Source organism: Pseudomonas sp. NFX5, from assembly GCF_049132125.1.
In the GTDB taxonomy this organism is placed as follows: domain Bacteria; phylum Pseudomonadota; class Gammaproteobacteria; order Pseudomonadales; family Pseudomonadaceae; genus Aquipseudomonas; species Aquipseudomonas marginalis.
On record NZ_JAFMZG010000038.1, the window covers coordinates 1 to 26,001 of the forward strand.

Here is a 26,001-nt window from a genome sequence, read left to right on the forward strand (position 1 = left end):
AACTGGAGACCCTGGGCATGGAGCCGCAGCTGCTGGCGCGCCTCGACACCTTGATCCGCCAGCCCCATGGCATCGTGCTGGTCACCGGGCCTACGGGCAGCGGCAAGACCACCAGCCTGTACGCCGCGCTGGCGCGGCTGGATGCGAGCACCAGCAATATCCTCACCGTGGAGGACCCGGTGGAATACGACCTGCCGGGCATCAGCCAGATCCAGGTCAACGCCAAGATCGATATGACTTTCGGCCTGGCCCTGCGGGCGATCCTGCGCCAGGACCCGGACATCATCATGATCGGTGAAATCCGCGACCTGGAGACCGCGCAAATCGCGGTGCAGGCCTCGCTCACCGGGCACCTGGTGCTGGCGACCCTGCACACCAACGATGCGGTGTCGGCGGTCAACCGCCTGATCGACATGGGCGTCGAGCCGTTCCTGCTGGCCTCGTCACTGCTGGGGGTCTTGGCGCAACGCCTGGTCCGCCGCCTGTGCCCGCATTGCAAGCAGGAAGACCCGGCCGCGCCCGGCACCTGGCGCCCGGTGGGCTGCGCGCAGTGCAACCAGATCGGCTACAGCGGGCGTACCGGTATCCATGAATTGTTTTGCGTCGACGACGAGGTGCGCAGCCTGATCCACCAGGGCGCCGGCGAGCAGGATCTGCGCGTGGCGGCACGCCGTGCGGGGATGTTCAGCATGCGTGAAGACGGCGAGCGCTGGGTGCGCAGCGGCGCCACCGCGCCGGAAGAAATCCTGCGCGTGACACGGGACGCCTGATGAATCGCTACCGCTATGAAGCCGCCGATGCCAGCGGCAAAGTCGAGGCCGGGCACCTGGAGGCCGACAGCCAGAGCGGGGCGTTTGCCGTGTTGCGCAGCCGTGGCCTGACCGCGCTGCTGGTGCAGGTCGAGGGCGGCCAGCAAAGCGCCGCCGGCAGCAGCCTGTTCAGCGCCAAGCTGTCGGATAACGACCTGGCCTGGGCCACGCGGCAACTGGCGAGCCTGCTCGGCGCCAGCCTGCCCCTGGAGGCGGCATTAAGCGCCACGGTGGAACAGGCGGAGAAAAAACACATCGCCCAGACCCTGGCCGCCGTGCGTGCCGACGTGCGCGGCGGCATGCGTCTGGCGGATGCGCTGGCGGCGCGGCCACGGGACTTTCCGTCGATCTACCGCGCACTGATCGCGGCGGGGGAGGAGTCCGGCGACCTGGCTCAGGTGATGGAACGCCTGGCCGACTACATCGAGGAGCGCAACAACCTGCGCGGCAAGATCCTCACCGCGTTTATCTACCCCGGTGTGGTCGGGCTGGTGTCCATCGGTATCGTGATTTTTTTGCTCAGCTACGTGGTGCCCCAGGTGGTCAGCGCGTTTTCCCAGGCGCGCCAGGACTTGCCCGGGCTGACATTGGCGATGCTCAACGCCAGCGACTTTATCCGCGCCTGGGGCTGGCTGTGTTTCGGCGGGATTGTCGGTGGGTTCTGGGGCTGGCGCCTGTACCTGCGCAACCCGGTGGCGCGCTTGAACTGGCACAGCCGCGTGCTACGCCTGCCGCTGATCGGGCGTTTTGTGCTGGGCCTGAACACCGCGCGCTTCGCCTCGACCCTGGCGATCCTCGGCGGTGCTGGCGTGCCGTTGCTGCGGGCCCTGGAAGCGGCGCGGCAAACCCTGTCCAATGAGCGCTTGAGCCAATGCGTCAACGATGCCACGGCCAAGGTGCGTGAGGGCGTCAACCTGGCCCCGGCACTGGCGGTGGAAAAGGTCTTCCCGCCGGTGCTGATCCACCTGATCGCCAGCGGCGAAAAAACCGGCTCGCTGCCCCCGATGCTGGAGCGGGCGGCGCAGACGTTGTCACGGGATATCGAACGGCGGGCCATGGGCATGACGGCGTTGCTGGAGCCGCTGATGATCGTGGTGATGGGCGCGGTGGTGCTGGTGATCGTGATGGCGGTGCTGTTGCCGATCATCGAGATCAACCAACTCGTTACCTGAATGCATGCGGTTAAAAAATGTGGGAGGGGCGGTGCGACGATTCGACTTGCTCCCGATAGCGGTGGGTCAGTCACCTCAGTTATTGCTGACATACCGCAATCGGGGGCAAGCCCCCTCCCACATTGAACCCTGTCTGTTCAGTTGATGTTGGGGCAGGCCGATATCGCCGGCTCCCAACCTCGGGTTCCTCATTCCGTCACATCCAGGCCCCGCGCCACAGCCCGCGCCACCTTGGCGAAACCCCCGCTGAAACCTCGCTGTCACCTGCCGCCAAACCGCTCACAATCATGACCAAAACACCCGAGAATCTTTTTAAAAATCAAGCCCTTCCTCCCGAGGTTTTTTCCTTTTGCTGTCATCGGAAACTGCGAAATTTCCTACCCATGGCCTCACCCCTCGCCACCCCCGAGACCCGGCCTGGGACCGAAGCCATGGCGTCATGCAAGAGCCATCTACCCCAACGTACAAACACGACGAAAGGAGATTCTTCATGTTTAAGCGCAACGTTCTCGCGGTATCCATGACCCTCGCTGCACTGTGCTCGGCACAGGCTGCAATGGCTGACATCAACGGCGGTGGTGCCACCCTGCCACAAGCGCTGTACCAGACCTCCGGCGTGCTGACGGCCGGTTTCGCCCAGTACATCGGTGTCGGCAGCGGCAACGGCAAGGCAGCCTTCCTGAACAACGACTACACCAAGTTCCAGGCGGGCGTGACGAACAAGAACGTGCACTGGGCCGGCAGCGACTCCAAGCTGAGCGCCACTGAGTTGTCGACCTACGCCTCTGCCAAGCAACCGACCTGGGGCAAGTTGATTCAGGTGCCATCGGTGGGGACTTCGGTTGCCATTCCTTTCAATAAAAGCGGTTCCGCCGCTGTAGACCTGAGCGTTCAAGAGTTGTGCGGCGTGTTCTCGGGCCGTATCAATACCTGGGACGGGATTTCCGGTTCTGGCCGTACCGGTCCGATCGTTGTGGTTTATCGCAGCGAAAGCAGTGGTACCACTGAGCTGTTCACCCGTTTCCTCAATGCCAAGTGCAACGCAGAAACAGGCAACTTCGCCGTCACCACCACCTTCGGCACCAGCTTCTCCGGCGGCTTGCCTGCCGGCGCCGTTGCTGCTACTGGCAGCCAAGGTGTAATGACTGCCCTGGCCGCCGGCGATGGCCGCATCACCTACATGAGCCCTGACTTCGCCGCCCCGACATTGGCCGGCCTGGACGACGCCACCAAAGTGGCTCGCGTGGGCAAAAACGTCGCCACCAACACCCAGGGCGTTTCGCCTGCCGCCGCCAACGTGTCTGCCGCCATCGGCGCAGTACCGGTACCGGCTGCCGCTGATCGTTCCAACCCGGACGCCTGGGTTCCAGTCTTCGGTCCGGACAACACCGCCGGTGTACAGCCTTACCCAACCTCGGGCTACCCGATCCTGGGCTTTACCAACCTGATCTTCAGCCAGTGCTACGCCGACGCGACCCAGACCAGCCAAGTGCGTGATTTCTTCACCAAGCACTACGGCGCCTCCAACAACAACGATGCAGCCATCACCGCCAACGCTTTCGTTCCGCTGCCAACCGCTTGGAAAGCCACCGTTCGCGCCAGCTTCCTGACCGCGAGCAACGCCCTGAGCATCGGCAACACCAACGTCTGCAACGGTATCGGTCGTCCGCTGTAACCCTCGCTTTCAACGACCTGCACCACCTGATCAGCAACGGCCTGTGCCGTTGCTGATTTTTGCGTTTGTGCGGTTTTTTCGAGCCGTTAACAGCCCTCTATGAACTTTGCGTGACAGAAGTTCAGTCCCGTCCCTCGCCAACCGCCTAACCCTCATACGTGAGCCTGTCTTGCTCCCTGCGTGATAACAAAGAAGGAAGATCCCCGATGGTCCGCTGCAAATCGCCGGTTAACCTGAAAGCCCAAGAAACTGTGCTGCGCCTCAAGCCCCTGGCCCAGGCCATCGCCTTGTTGATGGTGGCGGGCAATGCCCATGCGGCCACGGCGTTCAGTTCCAGCTGGTTTGCCGATAAAGGTGCGACCCAGGCGGCGACGGCGGCGCGGATCAGTGCCGGGCAGGTGCAGGGGATTCCTTCGCTGAACCAGCAGGCGCGGGTCAACCAGCAGTTGGCGCGTTCCATCAGCACTTTGAACACCAGTGTGGCGGCGATTGCCGCGCAGCAGGCGGCGCAGGCCGCCGGGCGCCAGGCTGCGTTCGGCCAGGTCTCGACCATTCCCGATGGCCTGGGCAAGGGTGGCCTGCAGGTGGATAACAGCCTGACCCAGGGCTGGACCAACGCCAAGGGCCCGGTGCAGACCCAGGCCGGCGGCAAGACCACGGTGACCATCGAACAGACCGCCGACAAGGCCATCCTCAATTGGGAAACCTTCAACGTCGGGCGCAACACCAGCGTCGACTTCCAGCAGCAGTCGAGCTGGGCCGTGCTCAACCGCGTCAACGACCCGAATGCGCGCCCGAGCGAAATCCAGGGCCAGATCAACGGCGCCGGTACGGTGATGATCGTGAACCGCAACGGCGTGGTGTTCAGTGGCACCAGCCAGGTCAACGTGCGCAATCTGGTGGCGGCGGCGGCGAACATCACCGATGAGCAGTTCACCCAGCGCGGTATCTACGTGGACGCCACCGGCACCCAGCCGACCTTCACTGACGCGGCCGGCAAGGTCGAGGTGCAGCGCGGCGCATTGATCCAGACCCACAACCCCGCCACCTCCACCGACGCCGGCGGCTATGCCTTGCTGCTGGGCTCGGAAGTGGAAAACGCCGGTACCCTCACTACCGCCAAGGGCCAGACCACCCTGGCCGCCGGCGACAGCTTTTACATCCGCAAGGGTGTCGGCACCACCGGCAATGACCGCTCCACCACCCGTGGCAATGAAGTGGCCACCAGCCTCAAGGCCGGCAGCAGCGCAGGCAAGGTCAGCAACACGGGCCTGATCATGGCGTCCACCGGTGACATCACCCTGACCGGGCACCAGGTGCAGCAAAATGGCGTGGCCTTGGCCAGCACGTCAGTGGACGCCCGTGGCACCATCCATTTGCTAAATTCCGCTACCGACACCACCAGCAGCGTGATCCTGGGGGAGGGCAGCACCACCGCGATCCTGCTCGACAGCAGCGGCAGCACCGCGCTCAACGGCCAGAAGGACAACGGCCTGATCAAGCTCGACGGCACGCCCGCCAACCTGATCACCGGCCAGTTCAACAACCTCAGCGCCGTGGCCGACCGCACCGACCAATCACGCATCGAGATCGTCAGCGGCGGCACCGTGGACTTCCAGAAAGGCTCGATCACCCTGGCTACCGGTGGGCAGGTCGCGGTCAGTGCCACCGGGCGCAGCCTGGTACGCGACGGGGCGATGATCGATGTCTCCGGGGCGGTCGGTGTCAAGGTGTCGATGGAATCCAACAACATCAAGATCAACGTACAGGGCAACGAGCAGCGCGACGCACCGGTCAACCGTGACGATGGGCAGTTGATCAATAACGATGTGTGGGTCGACCTGCGCGAGCTGGTGTTTGTGCCCGCAGGCACCAACGGCTACGCGACGGATCGCTGGTACACCGCTGGCGGCTTGCTGGAAGTGGGCGGCTACCTGGGCACCCAAGGCCACTCGGTGGGTGAGTGGATGGCCCAGGGCGGTACCGTGACGTTTACCGGCAAGGACGTGGTGACCCAGAAGGACGCGCAGATCAACCTGTCGGGCGGCACCGTGGATGTGCAGGCCGGGTATATCCGGCAGACCTGGCTCAAGGGCCCGGACGGGCGCCTGTATGAACTGTCCAACGCGCCGGGCGACATTCTCTATTCCGGGTTCTACAAGGGGTATGAAGACACCAGCAAGCGCTGGGGCCAGACCGATTACTACTACAACCCGATGATCGCCAAGCAGCGTCGTTATGAGAGCGGTTACACGGTGGGCCGCGATGCCGGCAAGCTGGTGATCGGTACCACCAGCGCGGTGCTCGAGGGCCAGGTGATCAGTGACGTGTTCCAGGACGATCGCCAGACCCAGGCGCCGAACATCAACCTCGACGGTTACCAGCAGTCGCAGAAGGCCATGGCCCAGCGCGCGCAATTGATCATTGGCGGCTACACGCCTATCTACAACAAGACCACCGGCACCCTGCGCTATGCCCTGGGCGCAAACGCGGACGAGGTATTGATCGAGGGCGGTACGCAAAAAATCGCCGATGGCCTGGACCTCACCACCGCGCTGCCCGCGGACCGCCAGGGCAAGATGGTACTCGACAGCGACCAGCTCAATGGCTATCAGTTGGGCGCGATCAAGATCGCGGCCAAGCAGCAGGTCACCGTCAACGGAGCGCTCAAGGTGGCCGATGGCGGCGATATCACCCTGTTCGGGCCAAGGGTCGACATCAACGCCAACCTCACGGCCCACGGCGGCAGCCTCTATGCGGGCAATATCCTCAGCCAGGTCGACCCGCTTAAAGGCGGTGCGGTAGGCGACAGCATCCTCAACGGCGGCGGCACGCTGAACGTGGCCAGCGGGGTCATGCTGGATGCCACCGGGCGCTGGAACAATCTGCTGCTGGAACCGGCCAACAGCAGCGGCTTGGCCTATGTGAACGGCGGCAAGGTGTCGCTGCGCAGCACTGGTAGTGTGAACCTGGCGGCCGGCAGCGTGGTGGACACCTCCTCCGGTGGCACCCTCGGCTTGGATGGCAAGCTCAACGGTGGCAAGGGCGGCGACGTGACCTTGGCGTCTCTCGGTACCCTGGGTTTGGACGGCGAGATTCGCGGTTATGGCGTGAGCGGTGGCGGCACCCTGGCGTTACAGGCGCGCAAAGTACAGATCGGCGACAGCGCCACGGCGCCCGATGTTGGCACCGTGCAACTGGCGGGGGATTTTTTCAACAAGGGCTTCTCGGCCTATGACATCACCGGCAATGAAGGGCTGCTGGTCACGGACGGTACCCAGGTCGACGTCACGACGCCGGTCTACCGTATTGGCGAGCGGACCTCGGCCGCTCCCACGGGCAGCGACCCGGCCACCGCCCTTGAACGCTGGACGCCGGCGCTGTACCAGGAAGACGCTGCCAAAGGCGTACTGACCCAGCGCCGTGGCGCCAGCCTGACCTTGACCGCCGGCAATCTAAATTCCACGGCGGCTGAACTGGCCACCACAGCCTTGAGCGTGGGGCAGGGCGCGGTGATCACTGTCGACCCAGGCCAGGCCATTAACCTGCGCAGCGTCGGCCAGTTGACCATGAACGGCCGCCTCAACGCCTGGGGCGGCAGCGTCAGCCTGGGCGGCCTGACGGCGACGGGCTCGGAAGCGGCCAACGCCGCCGGCCATAGCCGTTCGATCTGGGTGGGTGAAAACGCGCTGATCGACGTGGCGTCGCGTGGGGTCACGGCGGTGAGCAACCGTGGCAATGTCTACGGCCAGGTGCGCAATGGGGGCACTATCAGCATCGGCGGCGACATCAACCTGGCCACCGGTATCGCCAAGGCCAGTGACCTGTTTGTGGTGGTGCGCGACGGCGCGCGCCTGGACGCGTCCGGTGCCCAGGCGATGCTGGATGTTCCCGGCCAGGGCCGCGTGCCGGTGGCCAGCAATGGCGGCAGCATCAGCTTTGCGTCGAACAACGGCCTGTACCTGGACGGCAGCTTCGTTGCCCGCGCGGGTGGCGCAGGTGCTGCGGGCGGTAGCCTGGCCCTGGCCCTGGAAAGCCCGTATTACCTCAAGGCCGGCGTCAACGACAGTGTGCTCAAGGTGCGTGAACTGGTGCTCAGCCAGACCCATCAAGCCAGCCCGACTTCCAGCCTCGAGTACGGCCATGGCCGCCTCGGCGTGGACCAGATCAGCGCCGGCGGCTTTGACAACCTGGCGCTGCTCAGCAACGGCTTGCTGAGTTTCGACGGTGACGTGTCGTTGAGCATGGGCCAGAGCCTGCGCCTGTACGGTGGCAGCTATAACCTCAGTGAAAACGCGGCGGCCAGTTCGCGGGTCAACCTGTCGGCGCCATACCTGCTGTTGGCCGGCATCCTCGCGCCGGCAGAATCCGGCAAGGAAGCCTATACCCGCGCGGTGCCGGTGTTGCCCAATCCCTCCGCGCTGGCCACCACGGAGCAGTTCAACGCCAACGCCAACCTGATCGACGTGCGTGGCAATGTGTTGTTCGGCAACAAGAGCTATCTGTTGCGGCCCGACAACAGCCAGGTCAGCCTCGAACGGCGGGGGTTTGATGATGTGCAACTGACCAGCCAGGGCGACTTGCGCTTCCTGGCGGGGGCGGGGGCAGATGTGATTGCCCAGGGCATTAGCACGCAATTAGTGACCAGTGGTGACATGACCCTGCGCGCGGCGCAGTTGTATCCGGCGACTGAAGTCGGCGCCCGGGTACTGGCGGGCTATCTGAATAATGCTGCCAGCAATGACACAGGCTTCAATTACGATCCGACACGCACCCTGACCATCGCACGCACCGCCAATAGCAATGCCGCCATGCCTTACTCGGCCTTTGGTCGTCTGCAATTGGGCGGGCCCACCATCAGGCAGGGCGGGGTGGTGCGTGCGCCACTGGGGCTGATCGAGATTGGCAACCTGGGCTCTACCAACGTGCAACTGCTGCCGGGCAGCCTCACGTCGGTGAGTGGCAAGGGCCTGGTATTGCCTTACGGCGGTACCGTGGACGGCCAGATCTACAAGTACAACGGCAAGACAGTGACGTTTGTCGGCCAGGGTGGCGGCAACAGTGCGGGCAGCCTGAACGTTGGGGTGATTCTCGGTGGCCAGCAGTTGACGGTGCTGCCGCAGGCGACGGTGGATCTGTCCGGCGGTGGCGAACTGCTCGGCGCCGGATTTATTTCCGGGCGCGGGGGCTCTACGGATGCACGTTACAACCCACTGGTACAGTTCGGTGCCAACGGCGGGTTTGTACTGCCGGGTCTGAGCACCAACCCGATCTATGCGATTGTGCCGGGCGTGCAACCGGGCTATGCACCGGTGGCGCCGGAAGGTGGCGCGGTCGATCCGTTGATCGGCCAGCAGATCACAATCGGCGCCGGCGTGCCGGGCCTGGCGGCCGGCACCTATACCCTGATGCCGTCCACCTATGCTTTGATGCCTGGGGCTTTCCGGCTCGAGATCAACGGCCTGGCCGGGTTGGGCACCGACGGTGCGACCCAGGCGTTGCGTAATGGCTCATGGGCCACGGCAGGGCGCTTGTCCATCGCCAATACCGGTATCAACAACAGTACGGCCAGCCAGGTAATTCTCACGTCGGCCGATATGTTGCGTCGTTACTCCCAATACAACGAAACCGGCTACGCACAGTTCGCCGTGGCCGACGCCACCAGGCTTGGTGTACCTCGGGCACTGCTGCCGGTGGATGCCAAGACCCTGCAACTGGCCCTGCGGCCAGGCGCAGGTGCGGACGCCTTTTCGTTCCAGGGGATCGGCCGCTTCGAGGCCGCTGACGGCGGTTACGGCGGTACCGTATCGCTGATAAACGAAGAAAAGGGCAGCTTGGGAAGGGACATCGAAATTGTCGCGGCAGGCAACGCGGCTACCGCCAATTTCAAAGGCATTACGGTGGATGCGGACAGCCTGAATGCAATGGGCGCGGCTCGCCTGTTGATCGGTGGAATGACCTATGTCACGTACGGCCAGGGTGGCAACTACATCAACCTCCCCAGCAGCATCATCAGTTCCATCATCCTGCGCGACGGCGCGAAACTGGCGGCACCGGAGGTATTACTGGTGACCTCCACCGGAAAAATTACGCTCGAACAAGGCGCCTCGATCAACACGATAGGCCAGGGCAAGGCCAGCTACGACGCACGTGACGGTTTTATCTACAACCTGAGCAATGTGCTGGCGGTGTCCAATGGTTTGCTCAACGTAATCGCCGCGCCGTCATTGGGCGAAGTCATCAGTGGGGGCATCCAGTTAGGCGTGTGCAACAGCGCGCCCTGCAGCGGCCAGACAGCCCTGTATTCCGAAGGCAGCATCGTTACCTTGACCGACAGCTCCCTGCAGATGGGCGATGAGGTGCGCTATGGCACCCGCCACCTGAACCTGGGCGTGTCCAGCATCAACGTCGGCAGCCCCGAAGCCCTGGCCGCTGCAGCCGCCAACAATCGCCTGCCGGTGGGCATGACCCTCAACCAGCAAGTGCTGGAACGCCTGCTGCGCGGCGACACCCAATTCGGCGCCCCGGCCCTGGAAACCCTGCAGCTGTCGGCGCGTGACAGCTTTAACTTCTACGGCACCACCACCCTGGATACTTATGACGCCGTGACCGGCAAGTCGTTGCTGAGCAACCTGATGCTGTCCACGCCGGCGATCTACGGCTCTGGCGGCATGAACGACGTGGCGACTATCCACACCGCCAACCTGATCTGGCAAGGTGCCGTCGCGCCGCCTGTGGCGGCGGTGACCGGCGGTGCCGGCAGCGGCAGCGGGCGCCTGGACATCAATGCCGAGCGTATCGAATTCGGCTATGGGGATTTTGCCCAGCCGAGCACGACCAATACCTTCGACCGCCTCGCCCTGGGCTTTGCCAACGTCAACCTCAATGCCAGTGAGCGCATCACCGCCAACCACAAGGGCAGCCTCTCGGTGTACCAGAGCCAGGGCGCGTTTGATGCGATCAAGGGCTTTGCCTACAGCGGCGGCAACCTGAATATCCTCACGCCGCTGATGACCGGTGAGGCCGGCTCGGTCAACCGTATTACCGCCGGTGGCGCGATTGATGTCAGCGCCTCGGCTGGCGCAGTAGGCAAGGTGGACGGCATCGGCGGCGAATTGTCATTGCAAGGCGATAGCCTTCGCCTGGCCACTGCCGTGGTGCTGCCCAGCGGCAAGGTCACTTTGGGCGCGCGGGGCGACGTGGTGTTGACCGATGCCGCCTCGATTGATGTGTCCGGCCGGGCCATTGCCTTCAATGACTTGACCAAATACAGCGCAGGCGGCGAGGTTTTGCTGGAGAGCCGTGCCGGCAATGTGCAGCAGGCCGCCGCTTCGACCATCAACCTGTCGGCGCAGCACAACCAGGCGGGCAAGTTGCGCGCGGTGGCGGTGGACGGCGCTGCGGGGATCGTCGACCTGGCAGGCAAGATCATCGCCGGCAGCAGCGGTGACTACGATTCCGGTGGTACGCGGGTGCCATACCTCGCGGGTGCGGTGGAGATCCAGGCCCAGCGCCTGGGCGGCAGCGGTACGCTCAGCGACCAGTTCGCAGCGCTCAACCAACGCCTCAACCAAGGCCAGGTCTACGGTGCACGCAGCTTCCAGCTCAAGCAGGGCGACCTGACCATCGGCAATGACGTCAAGGCCAACAGCGTCAACGTCTCGATCGACAATGGCAGCCTGCGCGTGACCGGCCTGGTGGATGCCAGCGGCGAGCGCGTGGGCAGCATAAACCTGGCCGCCAAGCAGGGCCTGAGCCTGGACGGCACGGCGGTGCTCGATGCCCATGGCAGCCAACTTCGGGTGGACAGCTACGGCAAGATCATCGATTCGCCTAACCGCGCCATCGTGGTCCTCGGCTCTGGCCAGGGCCAGTTGACCCTGGCCGAGGGGGCGCGCATCGACCTGCGTCACGGTACTGCTGCCGCGACCGGCAATGACGGCCGCAACCGTGGCACGCTGGAACTCAACGCGCCGCGCGTGGGCGGCAATGACATCGCCATTGATGCCAGTGGGCAGTTGACTATCCAGGGCGCGCGTTCGATTGCGCTCAATGGCATGAGAACCTACGACGATGCCCCGACCAACACCGATGAAACGCCCAATGGGCGCCCGTACCAAGTGATTGATCATGACTACCTCACGAAAGTCGTCGATCCAGCAAATACGAATTTCATCAACGCCGCGCGTGTTAACAGCAACTTGCTGCGCAAGCTCGCCGGCTTGAACAACGCCACGTACGGCGATGTGTTCCACCTGCGCCCCGGCGTAGAGATCATCAGCAAAACCCCGGATGGCGACCTGGTGGTGCAGGGCGACCTGGACCTCTCCAGCTATCGCTACGCCAGCCTCAAATCAACGGCCAAGACCGAGTCCGGCAGCCTGACCCTGCGCGCCGGTGGCGACCTGAATATCTATGGCAGCATCAACGACGGCTTTGCCGCGCCACCGGCCACCGACGATGACAATGGCTGGGTGCTGCGCGCCGGTATCGACTACACCGGCGGCACCGTGGTGGTACCGGGCAGCGGCGTGACCCTGGAGGTGGGCACCGTGTTCCCCGCGGGCGCTGCGCTTAATTTCGATGTACTGACCAACCCCCTGTTTCTGCCGCCGGGCACCCGATTGCCCGTCGCGGCTACGCTCAAACAACCGTTGGTACTCCCGGCGGGTACTGTGTTGGCGGCGGCTGTTCGGGATGCCTCGGGCAATGTGCTGTTCGCGGCGGGCACGTTGCTGACTCAGAGCCAGACCCTCGCCATCGGCAGTGTCCTGGATGCCGGCAGCCTGTTGAGCACGTCAGCCAGTGTCGACGGCTTGATCTGGCCCAAGGGCGTGCCATTGGCCACCAAGGTGACGTTGACCGCCAGCCAAGTGCTGCCCCGGGGCGCCCTGTTGCCGTCGGGAACAGACGTGAAGCTGCCGGGCGGCGTGGAGTCGGTGACGTTGCGTGACGCCGGCCACCCAGGCAAGAACTGGGCAATTGCACCCATGCTGGAGGAGGGTGCGCAGTCGTGGTCGATTCGCCTGGTTGCGGGGGCCGACACCGAGGCAGCCGACAGTCGCCTGCTGCAACCGCATCCGGTAAGCGGCAATCTGCGCTTGGCGGACAGTCACTATGGGACGTTCGGGAAAGGAGCCCAGGTCTGGACCGAGGAGGGCTCCATGGGGTGGTTCGGCGATGACAGCATGGTAGGCCAACCGGTTGATTTCGACGCAATACAATACCCAGGCGTATGTGACGACTTCCCGGAATACTGCGTTATCAGTGGTGAGGCCTACACGCTGCTGGTGGGCGGCAGTACTCGCTTCAGCGTAATCCGCACCGGCGCCGCAGACCTTGACCTGCTGGCCGCCGGCAACCTGAGCATGGAGTCGCTGTTCGGCGTATACACGGCAGGCAGCTCGTCCACCGGCACCTCGACCAACGATCCGTATAACCTCAAGCGAGCCCTGGGCAGCAATGGCAAGGTATTGGCTAACGCCGGGGGCAACGAAAAGCTGGTCAACGCAGACACCGGCAGCCTGTACCGCGCCTGGTACCCGGATACGGGCGGCAACTTGCTGCTTAAAGTGGGCGGCAACCTGACGGGCAATATCACCAGCCCGGCGCAGAATGGCGTTGGTCGTCCGGTACCCAGCGACCAGGGTCAGGATTCAGCCAACGTCGGCAACTGGCTGTGGCGTCAGGGCAATGGGCTCAGTGGGAGCCAGGCGCAAGCTACCGCCTGGTGGATCAATTTTGGTTCCTACGTCGCCAGCGACCGTTCGGACCAGATGGTCGGGTTCACCGGGTTTGGCACCCTGGGAGGCGGCAACCTGAATGTTGATGTGGGTGGCGATGCAGGACTCATCAGCCCTGTCTCGTCAACAGCTCTGAACGTCAGTCGCCGCAGCCAAGGCCTGGTACTGGCAGTCGGCAGCACCGGTCGGGTCGGGGCCGATGGCAGTGTGCAACTGACGGGGGGCGGTGATCTGAACCTGCGGGTCGGCGGAGCGGTGAACCCCGCCAGCCAGACCTTCGCAGACCACCTCAATGGTGCGCTGGTGAACCTGCGTGGGCACGTGCAATTGACCGGTGGCGCCCTGGGCAGCCTGACGCTGCGTTATGGCAACCGGTTCACAGACCAGAGCCCCAGCGAAGTGCGCGCCTACGATCCTTTACGTTCCACTTCGGCCATGGCCTCGGGTGGTTTGAGCCTGTTGCCGGGCGATGCCACTTTCAGCCTGTCCACCCGTGGCGACCTGGTGTTGCAGGACGTCGCCGACCCTGGGCGCGCGCCGCAGATGAACGCCTTGACCTTCGTCAATAAGGGGGTCAACGGGATCGGACAAAGCTGGTTCAGCTTGTGGACCGACCGCACAGCAGTGGACCTGTTCTCTGCCGGGGGCAACCTCACGCCGCTGACCCAGACCCTGGAAACCGATATGGCGGCGGTCTATCCCGCGACATTGCGTGCGGTTGCCGCTAACGGCAGTCTCTATTACGGCAGCGCCTCGACCAGTAATCCTGGCGACGTGCAGCCGCTCAGGGCGTTGGTACTCGCACCTTCGTCCAATGGGCAACTGGAATTGCTGGCCGGGGATTCGATCTCCGGCGGCGATCTGACGATCAGCCGCTCCAGTGCGGCACCCAATAGCCTGGCGACTATTCTGCGTCCGGCCTTCGCCGGTTTCCTGACGGATCAAAAAACGGCAATAGTGGGCAGTGGCAATCTTTCCAGCGATGGAAACCTTGCCACCTTGACGGTTTCCCCGCTGTTTGCCTTTGGCCCCAACACCGCCAGCATGGCCTGGGGTGACGCCCTGGAACCTGCGCGTTTCTATGCGCTGAGCGGGGACCTGCTGGGCGTCAATAGTGGGCGCGCCCTCACCATCACGGGGGTGGGTGACGCTCGGTTCGGGCAAACCTTTTACGAAGGCGCAGGCCCGGTATGGATGCAAGCCGGACGCGATATTGTTGGCAGCGGCACGCGCTTGAGCGGTGCCAGCGCAGGTGTCATCGTTACGGGGCAATACACCTTTACCGGCAACCTGTTCGTGCACAACAGCCCCACCGATATCTCCATCGCCAGCGCCGGCCGCGACATCCTCTACAGCAGCTTTAACATTGCCGGCCCCGGTACGCTGGAACTGACGGCGGGGCGCAACATCCAGATGGAAGACAAAGTCGCGGTGAACAGCCTGGGTGCTGTGGCGGCGGGCGACAGCCGCCCTGGCGCAAGCATCGTCATGCAAGCCGGCATGGGCGCCAATGGCCCGGATTACCGCCGCTTCGTCGAGGCCTACCTGAATCCCGCCAACCTGGCTCAAGCGGGTGAGTCGTTGCAGGGCAGCAAAGTCGCCAAGACCTACGAGAATGAACTGGTGTCCTGGCTCACCGAACGCTTCGGCTTCGCCGGCGACAGCGAACAGGCCCGGACCTACTACGCCGCACTGCCCGCCGAACAACAACGGATCTTCGCCCGCGACGTGTACTTTGCCGAACTCAAGGCCGCCGGCCGTGAGCACAACCAGGACGGCAGTGTGCGCCAGGGCAGCTATGTGCGTGGTCGTGCCGCGATTGCCCGGTTGTTCCCCGAGACCGACGTGGCCGGCAACCCGATCACCTACAAAGGCGATATCACGATGTTCGGCGGTGCCGGCGTGCACACCAACTTCGGTGGCTCGATCCAGATGCTCACGCCGGGCGGCCGCCAGACGTTCGGCATCGAAGGTTTCGCACCGCCGTCCACGGCTGGGGTGATCACCCAGGGCGCGGGAGATATCCAGCTGTACTCCCTGGGCAGTATCCTGCTTGGCCAGAGCCGCATCATGACCACCTTCGGCGGCTCGATCATGGCCTGGACCGCCCAAGGCGACATCAACGCCGGTCGCGGCTCCAAGACCACCGTGGTGTACACGCCGCCCAAGCGCGTCTATGACAACTGGGGCAACGTGAGCCTGTCGCCGTCGGTGCCGAGCACCGGTGCGGGGATCGCCACGCTCAACCCGATCCCGGAAGTGCCGGCGGGGGATATCGACCTGATCGCGCCGCTGGGCACCATCGATGCGGGGGAGGCGGGCATTCGGGTGTCGGGTAACGTCAACATCGCCGCCCTGCGGGTGGTGAACGCGGCGAACATCCAGACCCAGGGCAAGTCGTCCGGGGTGCCGGTGTCGGCCACCGTCAATACCGGCGCCATGAGCTCGGCCAGCGCAGCGGGCGCGGCGGCGTCCCAGGCCGCAGAAGACGCGGCGCGCAGCCAGCAGGCGGCGGCCAAACAGGGCCGGCCGTCGATCATGACCGTGGAGGTGCTGAGCCTGGGCACCGAGCCGTTGCCGCGTGAACCGGAACCTCGGAAAACCTCGGGCTACAACCCCGACAGCCCGGTGCAGGTGCTGGGCGCGGGGCCGCTGAGTGATCAGGCGCGGGCGCGGTTGACGGATGAGGAGCGTAAGCAGATCAGTTTGTAGAACTTCAGAAGGACCTCTCGATGTACCGTTCGGGGCGATCAGTGATCGCCCCATTTTTTTGCGCAAGCAGAAGGGTGGCGAGCTTCTTATTAGCCGACCGGTATGGTGGGGGAGACTCGGTTAAAACTGTGGGTCCGACGATTCGACTTGCTCCCGATGGCGGCCTTTGGGTCGACCATTTGTTGGAGTTGGAATGAGTACATATCCGTTGCTGCGGTAACGGCTGCCTATGGTTCCGCTCTTACAGCGGGTCACTTTTGGCAAACGCCCCAAAAGTAACCAAAAGGTCTTGCCCCACCACTTGGTGCCTCGCCTAGGCTCGGCATGCCCTCACTCCGGCTTGAATCCGTGGGCCGCCGTCATGGGCCATCCCTGGCCCAGGACGGCTAACCCGGCGTCCTGCCGGGTTACCCACGGATTCAAGCCTGCGTTCGGCCAGCGTGGTTGACGGGGCGCCTAGGATCAAGATCAAAAGCCAGAGCAAAAGCAGAGCAAAAGCAGACCGAGGTCCATCTGATATATGGAGATCCAAATGTGGGAGGGGGCTTGCCCCCGATGAGGGAGTGTCAGTTGATGGATTTGGTACTGACCCACTGCAATCGGGGGCAAGCCCCCTCCCACATTTACCCAGTACACCAGACCCAACTCCGGTCGGCTCCAGGGCCGCACATGCCGACCCGGAAAAATTGCCCCCCTCACAATCCCAAATGAAGCTTTCATGACAAAAGTTCGGTAGCTCATCGCCACTTCCGTCTTGCCTATGTAACGCGCTGGAGGCCGCCACGAGCCGCCTCCCCAGCCGTCAGCGGGACGCCAGGAGTGGGGCAATGGGAACTATGGAACGTTACTCGAAAGTTGGCATGCAGGAGCTCGACCAGCGCCTGTCGAAGATCGTCGAGGCTGCGCGCAAGAAGCCGGTTTCGGTGTACCGCTACGGCGCGCCGTGGGTGTGGATCGTCTCCCAGGACGACTGGCAGGGCGCCTTGAAGGAAGTGTCCAGCTACATCCCGGCGGGGCATTCGCTGGTGTTGTTGCGCCCGCAGATCGACGAGGTGCTCGAGCAGCATCGCGACCTGCTCCAGGCCGCGCCGGGCATGGCGATCGCGCCGCAGACCGTGGTGCAGATCCTGCTGCTGCAACTGCTGTATTCGGTGCCCAGCGAACAGCAGCTGCACGAGCAACTGAACTACAACCTGCTGTTCCGCTGGTTCGTCGGCCTGGAGCTGAACCAGAAGGTGTGGAGCATCCACGCTTTGCAGCGCGACATCGCCAGCCTGTTGAACAACCCGCAGGCCGTGCAGTTGATCCAGACCATCATCGGTGACGTGTTCTGTGGCGCCTTGCTGCACATGCCGGAGTTCTCTCTGAACTTCGCCTTGCTGCACACCTGGCTGGCGCGGCACAGCCATCTTTCGACCAGCAGCAATTGAGCAGGCCAGACGCCGTGCAATCGGCGACGGCGCAAAATCTTAGACAGTTAGGGGGCGGTGTGGAGCATCTGTTCAAATCAACGCTGGCGTTGTGCTGCCTGACGCTGGGCGTCCTGGCGCAAGCGGTGTGGGCCGAGGAGGGCGATGAGGCCCCGGCGCGCAAGGTGGACGTCAACGAGTACTTCGTGCGCGGCAATACCGTGCTCGATGCGGCGACGATCGAGGAGGCGGTGTACCCGTTCCTTGGCCCGCAAAAGACCCTGGACGATATCGAAGGCGCGCGCGATGCGTTGCAGAAGATCTACCAGGCGCGTGGCTACCAGTCGGTGTTTGTCGAGCTGCCGGAACAGAAGGTCGATGACGGCATCGTCTATCTGCAGGTCAGCGAAACCAAGGTCGGCCGCGTGCGTGTGGTCGGCGCCAAGCACTACTCGCCGGTGGAGATCCGCGAGGAAGTGCCGGGGCTCAAGGAAGGCGCGGTGCCGGATTTCACCACGGTGCAAACCCAGCTGGCCGGGCTCAACCGCAGTGCCGGCCGGCAGGTCACGCCACTGGTCCGCGAAGGCCAGCGCCCGGGCACCATGGACGTGGATCTGCAGGTCGAAGACCAGAACCCCTGGCACGCCAGCCAAGGCCTGAACAACGACTACAGCGCCGACACCGAAAAGCTGCGCTCGGTCGCCACCCTGGGCTACGACAACCTCTGGCAACTGGGCCACAGCATTTCCCTGACCTACTTCACCGCGCCCCAGGACACCGAGAATGCCAAGGTCTGGTCGGGCTCCTACAGTGCGCCGCTGAACGAACGCTGGACCTTGCAGTTCTCCGGTTACCAGTCCGACAGCAACATCGCCACCATCGGCGGCAGCAACGTGTTGGGCAAGGGCCATTCCTACGGCGTATCCGCCATCTACAGCTTGCCGGCGGCGGGCAACTGGGCCAATTCGTTTTCGTTCGGTGTGGACTTCAAGGATTTCGACGAGCAGATGAAGTTCGGCGCCAGCAGCGACCAGGTGCCGCTCAAGTACGCGCCGTTCACCCTGGGCTACAACGGCTATCGCTACACCGAGCAATCCCAGCTGGGGCTGGGCTTGAACCTGGTGGTCGGCACCCGTGCATTTTTTGGCTACGGCAGCGACGCCGAGGAGTTCGATTACAAGCGCTACAAGGCCAGTGCCAGTTTCGCCGTGCTCAAGGGCGACCTGAATTACACCTACACCTTCGCCAACGATTGGCAGTCGGCCTCCAAGGGCGCTTTCCAGCTGGCCTCCGGGCCGCTGGTGTCCAACGAGCAGTATTCCGCCGGCGGCGCCACCTCGGTGCGTGGCTACCTGGCGGCCGAGCGCACCGGGGACGAGGGCTATTTGCTCTCCCAGGAACTGCGCACGCCGTCCCTGGCCAAGTTCCTCGGCAGTTATGTGCAGGAGTGGCGCTTCTATGCGTTCGCCGAAGGCGCGCGCATGCGCCTGCACGACCCGCTGCCCGAGCAGGAAGACGAATACAGCCTGGCCAGTGTCGGCCTGGGCACCCGCGCCAGTTTGAGCAAGTGGTTGTCCGGCAGCCTGGATTGGGGTTACCCGCTGCTCGATGGACCGAACACCCAGAAACAGGACTCGCGACTGCACTTCAGTGTGCAGGCGACTTTCTGACTTTTTCTTCCGGAGACTTCACCCATGCAACGCCTATTCCTGAGCCTGTTGATCTGCCTGGGCTTCGCGCTCCCGGCCACTGCCCACGCCTGGTGGCAGGACGATTGGCACTACCGCAAACAGATTTCGGTGGACACCACCGCCCAGGGCGCCGCGATCAGCCAGGCCCTGGGCCGCACCGCGTTGCTGGTGCGCCTGCACACCGGCAACTTCACCTTTGACGGGGTCAAGGACGACGGCGCCGACCTGCGCTTTGTGAGTGCCGATGACAAGACCGTGTTCAATCACCAGATCGAAAGCTTCGACCCGTTGATGGGCATGGCGTTGATCTGGGTCGATGTGCCCAAGGTCGAAGGCGGCCAGCGCCAGGACTTCTGGATGTACTACGGCAACCAGAAGGCCCCGGCCACCGCCAATGGCCAGCTGACGTTCGATCCGAATTACACCGCGCTCTATCACTTCGATGGCGCCAACGCGACGCCGCCACGGGACACCACGGCCTACGCCAACACCGCGTTGAACGCCACCGGCGCGAGCATCGACGGCGTGATCGGCCGCGCCTTGCAGTTCGGCGGCCAGCCGCTGCTGTTGCCGGCCAGCCCGTCGCTGCAACACGCCGCCGGCGCTGCCTTCACGTTCAGCGCCTGGCTGCGCCTGGACCAGGCCAGCGGTGAGCAAATCGTGCTGGCCCGACGTGACGGTGCCCACAGCCTGTTGCTGGGCCTGAATCAGGGCTCGCCGTTTGTGGAGATCGACGGCCAGCGCGCGGTGTCGACCCAACCGCTGAACCCAGGCCAATGGCAGCACCTGGCGTTCACCGCCGAGGGCGACAAGGTCACGCTGTATGTGAATGGCCGTGAAAGCGCCACGCTCGCCGTGGCCATGCCTGGGTTCAACACGCAGCTGGCGGTCGGCGCCGACCTGCCGGAAGCCGGCAGCACGCACCTGCCGTTCGCCGGGGCCATGGATGAGCTGCGCCTGTCCAAGGTGGCGCGCCCGGCTGCGCTGTTGCTGGCTGACGCGAGCGCCCAGGGCGCCGAGTCGAAACTGGTGGCCTACGGCGTGGATGAAGAACAGTCCGGCTTCGGCTTCGGCAGCCTGGGCTTTTTGCTCAACGCCGTACCGGTGGACGCCTGGGTGATCATCCTGGTGCTGGTGGCGATGATGTTCCAGTCGTGGGTCATCATGCTGCGCAAGAACCGTCAGGTCGGCCGCCTCAGCAGTGCCAACGAAGTGTTCCGCGAGCACTTCGCCCAGATCGGCACGCGCCTGGAGATGTATGCCGACGACGCGCAGTTGGCTGAGCGCCTGAGCCACTCTTCGCTGTGGCGCCTGTACCTGGTGGCGGTCAAGGAGATCCGTACCCGGCGTGCCCAGGGCGCCGACACCTCGTCGGTGTCGGCGGCCACCATCGAAGCGATCCGCTGCTCCATGGACGGCGTGCGCACCCGTGAGAACCAGGCCCTGAGTTCCAAATTGTCGACCCTGTCCAACGCCATCGCCGGCGGCCCGTATATCGGCCTGCTCGGTACGGTGCTGGGGATCATGGTGGTGTTCCTCGGCACGGCCATGGCCGGCGACGTGAACATCAACGCCATCGCTCCGGGCATGGCGGCGGCCTTGCTGGCCACGGCCATGGGCCTGTTCGTCGCGATCCCCGCGTTGTTTGGCTACAACCGCCTGATCACGCGCAACAAGGAAGTCAGCGCCGACATGCGCGTGTTCGTCGACGAGTTCATCACCCGCCTGGCGGAGATGCACGGCGAGAGCCAGCACAGTGAAACCGCGCACCGCCGCGACCATCACGCATCGGTTCCGGCCTGAGGAGAATCGCCATGGCTTCCGTAAATGCCTCCCACGACGATGACGATGATGCCGCCGTCGACAGCATCAACATCACGCCCCTGGTGGACGTACTGATGGTGGTGCTGGTGATGTTTATCCTCACCGCCACCGCCCAGGTCTCGGGGATCCAGATCCACCTGCCCAAGGCCAGCGCCTCGGTGTCGCTGTCGGAGGCCAAGACCAAGGCCATCTCCGTGAATGACGGAGGCCAGGTGTTCCTCGACGCGTACCCGGTGACCCTCGGCGAACTGGAGGAGCGCCTGCGCATCGAGAAAGCGCTGAACCCGGACTTCCCGGTGATCGTGCGCGGCGATGCGATGGTGCAGTACCAGAAAGTCATCGAGGTGCTCGACCTGCTGCGCCGGCTGGAGCTGTCCCAGGTCGGGCTGGTCACCGGCAAACCGAGCCAGGGCTGAGTGATGACCGCACAGATCCCGATCGCGCCATTGCCGGTGAAGAACAAACCGCCGTTGCGCCCGTTGAAGTGGGGCGCCGGCCTGTTGCTGGGCGCCGTGGCGGCCTGGTTTCTCTGGCAGTGGGCCAATGACATGAGTGGCGTACGCCGTGAAGCGCCGAAGGTGCCGACGATTATTCCGTTGCCGCCACCGCCGCCGCCACCCCCGGAAAAACCCAAGGAACCCGAGCCCCAGGTTGAAGAGAAGGTCCCGGAACCGGTGCCCAGTCCCGAACCCGAAGAGGTCAAGCCGGCCGAGGAAGCACCGCCTTCACCGAATGAAGACCTGGCCAACCCGATGCAGATCGACGGGGATGCGCAGTCCGGTAACGACGGCTTCAACATCGGCGCCGGCAAGGGCGGCGGCATGGCCGGCAGTGGCGGCGGCGGGCTGGGGACCGGCACGTACAAGCAGTACCTGGCCGGTACCTATCAACGGCTGATGCGTGAAGACCCGGAGCTGCGCAAGAAGGCCTTTGCGATACAGATCGACCTGTGGCTGGGCACCGACGGCCAGGTGACGAAGGCGCTGGTGGCCAAGTCCAGCGGGGATGCCGACACCGACGCCCAGATGCTGGCGCTGATCCGTGCGCCCCGCGCCACCCAGAAACCTCCGGCGTCGCTGACGCTGCCCATGCGCCTGTCCCTCAAGGGCCGGCGTCCGGATTGATTGCACGAAACCTCTTATCTACGGTTTTTTACAGGAGTTGCGTACACATGATTTCCCCCGTGAATCGACTGACCCTGGCGGTTGGCATGGTCATCGCGACCCTGGTCGGGCAGGCGGCGGCCGCCCCGGTTGCGCCTTCGGAAAACGTCACCATCAACCTGATCCGCCTGCTGGTGCAGCAAGGTGTGCTGACCCAGGACACCGCCAATGGGCTGATCGCCCAGGCCGAAAAGGAAGCCCAGCAGGCCCGCCAGGCCAACGCCGCGCCGGTGGTTGCCAGCGGCCCGGCGACCGCGCCTGGGGATGTGCGCGTGCAGTACGTGCCGCAGGCGGTGCGCGACCAGATCCGCGACCAGGTCAAAGCCGAAGTCATGTCCACCGCCAAGCGGGAAAACTGGGCGCAGCCCAATACGTTCCCCGACTGGATCTCGCGCATCAGCTTTGATGGCGATATTCGTCTGCGCGACGAGTCGCGCTACTTCTCGGGCAATAACAGCAACAACATCACCGATTTTGCCAAGCTCAATGACACCGGCCCGTACGACGTCAACAAGAACTCCAACACCAAGTTCCCGCCGCTGCTCAACACCCGCGAGGACCGCGAGAACCTGTTCCGCCTGCGTGCACGCCTGGGCATGAAAGCGGTGATCTCGCCGGAATGGACCGCCGGCATTCGCATCGCCACCGGCTCCGACAATAACCCGGTGTCCACCACCCAGACCCTGGGCGGCGGCTTTGGCAAAAAGGACATCTGGCTCGACCAGGGTTATCTGAGCTGGAAAACCACCGACTACATGACGTTGACCGCCGGGCGCATCGGCAACCCGTTCTATTCCACCGACATGATGTATTCCAACGACCTCAACTTCGACGGCGTGGCGGCGATCTTCAACCATAGCCTCAACAGCGAGTGGGGCCTGTTCGGTACCCTTGGCGCCTTCCCGGTGGAGTACACCTCCGACACCGCCAGCACCAATGGTATCGACAAGGAAGACAGCGACACCAAATGGCTGTTTGGCGGGCAGATCGGCGCGGATTGGAAGATCAACCGCAGCAACCGCCTCAAACTCGCCGCGGCTTATTACCAGTTCCAGGACATCGAAGGCGAGCGCTCCAGCCCTTGCTCCACCTGGCAGGGCGCGGCAGGTTGCGACACCGACGGCACGCGCGTGGCCTTCATGCAGAAAGGCAACACGGTGTTCAACCTGCGCAACAACACCACCAACCCGGCGGATCCTGCGCGCACACCCGACCCGCAGTACGTAGGCCTGGCGTCCAAGTTCGATGTGCTGGACCTCAACCTGGTCTGGGACAGCGAACTGCCCAGCGACTTCAAGCTGCGCAGCCAGGCCAACTTCATTCACAACCTGGCCTACGACAAGGGCGAGATGCTCAAGCGCAGCGAAGGCGAGATCGTCAACAACATCAACAGCAACGGCCAGTTTGAAAGTGGCGGTAATGCGCTGATGGTCTCGTTCACCCTCGGCAGCGCCCTGGAGATGCGCAAGCGCGGCGACTGGAACCTGTTGGCCGGCTACAAGTACATCCAGCCCGACGCCTTGCCCGACGGCTTCAACGACTCGTCGTTCCACCTGGGCGGCACCAACGCCAAGGGCTATTTCATTGGCGGCAACTACGGTATCGACAAGAACATCTACGCCAGTGCGCGTTGGTTGAGCGCCTCCGAAGTGTATGGCCAGCCGTTCGAAGTCGATGTGATGCAACTGGAACTCAACACGCGCTTTTGATGCGCAGGGAGATGCCACATGAACACACGAATCTGCGCGCTGTTACTGCTGCTGATGAGCACCGGCGCGTCGGCCGAAGGCATGGAGGAGCGCCTGCGTACGCAACTGCGCAGCACCACCCAGCAATTGCAGGCGCTGCAAAGCGAACAGGCCCAGGCCAGTGCCGCACGGCTGGCCGCCGAAAACCAGGCCAAACAGGCCCAGGCGCAAATCAAGCAATTGACCGCTGAGCTGGAAAAGGCCCGTGGCACCGCCGAGCAACTGGCCGGCCAGCAACAGAGCCTGCACAGCCAGGCGCAGGCCCAGGTGGCGGCGAGCAACGAGCAGATCGGCAAGTTCAAGAAGGCCTATGACGAACTGCTGGTGCTGGCCAAGGGCAAGGAAGCCGAGCGCGCGCGCCTGCAGGCGGCCTTAAGCGAACGTGACACACAAGTGCAGCAATGTTCAGTCAAGAATCAACAGATGTACGGCGTGGCCCAGCAACTGCTCGCGGCCTACGAAAAAATCGATGTGGCCGAGGTGATGAGCATTCGCCAGCCGTTCGCCAGCAGCGCACGGGTCAAGTTCGAGGAACTGGCCCAGGGTTTTGGCGACGATCTGTACAAGAGCCGTTTTGATGCGCCCCAGGCAGCCGCCAATCACTGATAGACAAGGAAGAGATCACCATGAGCGAATTGATCACCAGCGTCACCGTCCAGAGCCTCACCGACCTGTTGCAGGACGCCGGCTACCGGGTTAACCAGAGCGAACAGAACGGCATCGTGCAGTTGCTCAGCGCCAGCCAGGGCATCGGCTTTGCCGTGAGCTTCGGCAACCCGGCGGCGGAGCAGGGCAGCTATGTTGACTTCACCTACAGCTGCGCGCTGCGGGTACAGGGCGAGTTGCCCGAAGGCCTGGCCCCGGTATGGAACGCCTCGCGGCGCTTTGCGCGGTTGTCGGTGCAGGGCGAGTTCCTGTTGATGGAAATGGACGTGGTGGTGGCCGGGGTTGGCGTCACGCACCTGCGCAGCCAGTTGGAATTGTGGGATCGCCTGTTGCAGGAGTTTATCGTCTACCTGCGTGAGTACAGCCAGCAGGCCGCGCAGTTGCAGGCTGCCGCGGTGGGTGAAGAGGTGGCGGTGCTGTGAAAAAGCCAACCCTGATGCTCGGCGCGGGGGCGCTGGCTGTGCTGGTGGTGGCCGTGGCGTTGAGCCTGCGACCGGGCAGCGACCCGGTGGCGGCGCAGCAATCGGCGCCGGTGATCACTCCCGCGCCGAGCGGGCCAGCGGTGGCGCGCCTGGGCAACCAGCAGATCGACCTGGCGGAGCTGAAAAGCGTGCTGGCCAGCCTGCCGGCCGAATCCCGCGAGCAATTGCGCGGCAACCGTGGCGCCCTGGAAACCTGGATTCGCTCGAGGCTGGCGCAAAAAGCCGTGCTTGAACAGGCCGATGCCCAGGGCTGGCGCCAGCGCCCGGAGGTGGAGCAGCAGACCCGCGCCGCCGCCGAGCAGATCGTGTTTCGCGACTACATGCTCTCGGTCAGCCAGGTACCGGCCGATTACCCCAGCGCCGCCGAGTTGCAACAGGCCTACGACAGCGGCAAGGCGCAATGGGTGACGCCGCCGTTGTACCAGGTGAGCCAGATTTTCCTCGCGGTGAATGACCCGCAAAACCTCGACGCCGTACGGCGCCAGGCCCAGGAACTGAGCCGTAAGGCCCAGGCCGCGCCGGCTGATTTTGCCGCCCTGGCCACGCAGTTTTCCCAGGACCCCGACAGCGCCGCGCGCGGTGGCGATTCGGGGATGCAGCCGTTGCAGCAACTGGTGCCGGAGGTGCGCGGCGCGGTGGCGCGGCTCAAGGTCGGTGCGGTCTCGGACGTGGTGCAGAGCCCGGCCGGGTTTCATGTGCTCAAGCTCATCGGCCAGCAGCCGGCGCGCACCGCCACCCTGGACGAGCTGCGTGAACGCCTGACCCAGGCCCTGCGCGCCCAGCGCCAGGAACAGATCGCCAAGGCCTACCTGGAAGGCATGCTCAACACCGCGACCTTGAGTATCGACGGCGCCGAGTTGAACAAAGTGCTGGAGTAACACGCCTCAACCCGCATTGGATGCACAGA

General features: G+C 64.1%; 13 protein-coding genes. All 13 read left to right on the forward strand.

All coding sequences use genetic code 11. The features are described 5' to 3' along the window. On the forward strand, positions 1-770 hold a 770-nt coding region (locus tag J1N02_RS26615), incomplete at its 5' end, for a GspE/PulE family protein (protein WP_421148009.1). Next, complete coding sequence (gene gspF / locus J1N02_RS26620) at positions 770-1,981, forward strand: type II secretion system inner membrane protein GspF (protein WP_027607539.1); 1,212 nt, start codon at positions 770-772, stop codon at positions 1,979-1,981. The genes J1N02_RS26615 and gspF, both read left to right, overlap by 1 nt. Before the next feature lie 490 nt (positions 1,982-2,471). After that, the gene (locus J1N02_RS26625) at positions 2,472-3,656 is read left to right on the forward strand and encodes a substrate-binding domain-containing protein (protein WP_027607538.1); all 1,185 of its coding nucleotides are present in this window, start codon (positions 2,472-2,474) and stop codon (positions 3,654-3,656) included. 206 nt (positions 3,657-3,862) lie between these two features. Next, positions 3,863-16,111, forward strand: a complete 12,249-nt coding sequence (locus J1N02_RS26630) for a filamentous haemagglutinin family protein (RefSeq protein WP_421148010.1) — start codon at positions 3,863-3,865, stop codon at positions 16,109-16,111. A gap of 836 nt (positions 16,112-16,947) precedes the next feature. After that, positions 16,948-17,541: a transposase gene (locus tag J1N02_RS26635; protein ID WP_027607535.1), complete on the forward strand. Its 594-nt coding sequence runs from the start codon at positions 16,948-16,950 to the stop codon at positions 17,539-17,541. A gap of 59 nt (positions 17,542-17,600) precedes the next feature. Further along, complete coding sequence (locus J1N02_RS26640; protein ID WP_421148011.1) at positions 17,601-19,190, forward strand: ShlB/FhaC/HecB family hemolysin secretion/activation protein; 1,590 nt, start codon at positions 17,601-17,603, stop codon at positions 19,188-19,190. 24 nt (positions 19,191-19,214) lie between these two features. Then, entirely contained in the window at positions 19,215-21,014 is a 1,800-nt protein-coding gene (locus J1N02_RS26645; protein ID WP_027607533.1) for a DUF2341 domain-containing protein, read from the forward strand. Positions 21,015-21,025: 11 nt separating this feature from the next. After that, positions 21,026-21,451: an ExbD/TolR family protein gene (locus J1N02_RS26650; RefSeq protein WP_010211136.1), complete on the forward strand. Its 426-nt coding sequence runs from the start codon at positions 21,026-21,028 to the stop codon at positions 21,449-21,451. Positions 21,452-21,454: 3 nt separating this feature from the next. Next, on the forward strand, positions 21,455-22,159 hold the full coding sequence (locus J1N02_RS26655) for an energy transducer TonB family protein (RefSeq protein WP_027607532.1): 705 nt from the start codon (positions 21,455-21,457) through the stop codon (positions 22,157-22,159). 47 nt (positions 22,160-22,206) lie between these two features. Continuing rightward, entirely contained in the window at positions 22,207-23,907 is a 1,701-nt protein-coding gene (locus J1N02_RS26660) for a putative porin (protein WP_092357721.1), read from the forward strand. Positions 23,908-23,925: 18 nt separating this feature from the next. Next, a complete protein-coding gene (locus J1N02_RS26665; protein WP_421148012.1) occupies positions 23,926-24,552 on the forward strand; it encodes a DNA repair protein in 627 nt (208 codons plus the stop codon). A 20-nt stretch (positions 24,553-24,572) separates the two neighbouring features. Further along, positions 24,573-25,034, forward strand: coding sequence for a YbjN domain-containing protein (locus tag J1N02_RS26670; protein WP_421148013.1), 462 nt, complete (start codon positions 24,573-24,575; stop codon positions 25,032-25,034). Beyond that, positions 25,031-25,972 (forward strand): peptidylprolyl isomerase, encoded by a 942-nt coding sequence (locus J1N02_RS26675; protein ID WP_027607528.1) that lies wholly within the window; start codon positions 25,031-25,033, stop codon positions 25,970-25,972. The genes J1N02_RS26670 and J1N02_RS26675 overlap by 4 nt, the downstream gene beginning before the upstream one ends. The last annotated feature ends 29 nt before the right edge of the window (positions 25,973-26,001 follow it).